3 protein-coding genes are annotated in these 2,677 nt (G+C 47.5%); all 3 read right to left on the reverse strand.

All coding sequences use genetic code 11. The annotated features are described in order from the left end of the window. Window positions 1-801: mannose-1-phosphate guanylyltransferase (locus PHU49_16850; protein MDD5245678.1), on the reverse strand; the 801-nt coding region annotated here is incomplete at its 3' end. 479 nt (window positions 802-1,280) lie between these two features. Next, window positions 1,281-2,096: a caspase family protein gene (locus PHU49_16855; GenBank protein ID MDD5245679.1), complete on the reverse strand. Its 816-nt coding sequence runs from the start codon at window positions 2,094-2,096 to the stop codon at window positions 1,281-1,283. Between the two features lie 184 nt (window positions 2,097-2,280). Continuing rightward, on the reverse strand, window positions 2,281-2,677 hold a 397-nt coding region (locus PHU49_16860; GenBank protein ID MDD5245680.1), incomplete at its 5' end, for a PIN domain-containing protein.

Below are 2,677 nucleotides of genomic sequence, written 5' to 3' on the forward strand. Positions count from 1 at the left end.
ATCCCATGACCCTATATCGTTCCAGGCAAGCCCCATCGGGACAACCGTCAGGTGTCGCGACCTCTCCATAACCGCATGGTCAACAGATATCGACGGCATGTTCCCGAATGACCCCTTCATTTCTTCAAACCCCAGATTAGCCATCTTGCCGATATCGGGCTCGAATCTGAGGAGTTCTTCTTTTATAGCCTTGATGGTAAAGGCAAACATGCCTGAGTTCCAGTAGTAGCTCCCATCGGCAAGGTATTCTTTTGCCGTCTCTAAATCAGGCTTTTCTACAAATTGCTCCACCTTGTATGCACTTGGTGCTCCAGCCAGCGGCTCCCGGGGATTTATCTTTATGTAACCGTATCCTGTCTCCGGCTTCACGGGCTTAATACCGAATGTCACAATATGACCCATTTGCGCTATATGTTCAGACAACCTGAGATAGTCTGTAAACTCATCAACCGGTTCTATTATATGATCGGAAGGAGAGATGAACATTACTTCGTCTTCGCCGGACCCCACCTTCTCGAGACAATACTTCGCTGCAAGGGCTATGGCAGGCGCAGTGTTTCTACCCACCGGCTCAAGGATAATATGTTTCAGCCACTCAAGTTGTGATCGTACAAAAAATTCATAATCTTTGCTGGTGATAACAATAATGTCTTCAGGGTTAACGGCATGCAAAAATCTCTCGGCTGTATTCACCAAAAGGGATTTGTCGCCCTGAAGCTTCAAGAATTGTTTGGGATAATTCTTTCTGCTTAAAGGCCACAATCTGGTGCCGCTGCCACCGGCAAGAATTATTATTTTCATATCATTTCAATTCCGGATTGTGCCATATCGATCGAGGTATACTTTAAAATACCAGGAATCTGGCTTATCGATTTTGTTGCGTTTATTGACATATGCGAGAAAGGTGGTAACTCGAGAAAAGTGAGATTCGATAGATATCAGTTGTTAAAGGTTACTTCTTGCCGGCATTCAAAGTCTTCGAAACGGGTGTGGGCTCTGCGAGAGACAAGGCATTTAAAAGCTTTTCTTCCTCACGCCCACTCTCTTCGTTCGTTCGAGACGCTGAGATCACAGAGAGAACCGTATGATTTTTTGTCCCGTGAAATGAGATTTATTTTTCAACGGGACAAACCCGCATACCCTTGCGGGTTAAGTTTGCTCTTGCACCGCCAGGTGCTGAGAGTGCGGACTCCATTGACGGTTTATCACAATGGAGGACATAGTTAATATATCTGCTTTTATCTGTGTACATCTGTGGTTGAAAATTGTCTTTATATCTTCTACTCCAAAATCTTCTTTTTCTTTTCTGCCGTTGTGCATTCGAGTTGCGGGACCTGGTCATAGTCGTTGAACCTGAGCGAGGCACGGACGCGCTTGAGGAGATCGCTGCGAACGAGGGCGGCGGACGTATCCCGCAGGTGCTTGCAGAGATAGTACGTGAAGGCGCCGTTGTATGCCTTGTTGATGTAAGCATCGGCGGACGTCTGGTTTTCACGGCAGCCCGCAAAGAGTACATGGGAAACAGGATTCATTTTCCCTTTCAGTAATCTGCGAACAGGCAGGTCCTCCTCCTCGCGGCAGAGGATGTCGACGGGCGGCGGTAAATACCGCTGTTTCACGGTCACGCCGCCGGGGACCTCTTCTTCGGCGATGCGCATCTCTCTCGTGGCAGTACCGGAATGGCAGCTATCGAGGAATACCTCAAGGTTTACGCCCCTGGGGATCTTTGAAAAGACCTTGCCGAGTTCGTCATCGACAATGTACGTGCCGTCCCAGTCCATGTCGTGAGGGCAGATGATCTCGTCGAGGTGATCCTTCAGCTCATCACCGTCACGGTCCCTGATCTGCGAGCCATGGCCCGAGTAGTGGAAGACGAGGCGGTCTCCGGGCTTCGCGCCTTTTACAAGCCATTCGAGTCTCGTCATGATGTTCGCCTTTGTAGCGCGCTCATCCGTGACGACCCGGATCTGCTTGACCGTGAACCCGAAATATGTGAGCAGGATGTGGCGGATGTTCGTAACGTCGTTGACGCAGCCCTGGAGATTGCTTCCCGGTAATTTGTACCTGTTGATACCGACTAACAATGCTTTATTCATAATAACCCCCTGAATGCGTATATGCGGTAATGGGTGAATGCGTTAATGCGATAATGCGGGAATGTGTCTGTAATTTTATAGATCCTTTCAACAAGATCTATACTTTTCTGCCATATATCTAGATCTTTGTGAGTATTGAACCCCATATTCGCATCCCCTCATCTTCTCTTATACCCACATGGTTTTAAAAAAACTTAAGCGGAATAACCCTGGCCATGGCTTTAAAATCATTGTCGTTATGAAGAAGGAGCAGATTGTGTTCGAGGACGGTCTCAGCAATAAGGCAGTCTATTGTGCTCCTTATGGTAATCCCTTTCTTGCGGCACTCCATGTAAAGCTTGGCGGCATTGATAAATGAATCAACCGGATCTTTCAGATCATAGAAACGCTGGGTCGACAGGTACTCCCTGAGAAGAGAAAATTCTTTCTCAGATGCTGCCCCCTGGAGAACCTCCTGCAATATGAAGGAGTTTATTCCAAAGGGTATCTCCTGCTGCAGAATCATTTCAAATTTCTTGCTGCCTACAGTTTTAACACCTTTAAAGAAGTCGATCAGAACGGATGTATCAGATCGGAAGAGC

The organism is Syntrophorhabdaceae bacterium (genome assembly GCA_028713955.1).
Taxonomy (GTDB): Bacteria; Desulfobacterota; Syntrophorhabdia; order Syntrophorhabdales; family Syntrophorhabdaceae; genus UBA5609.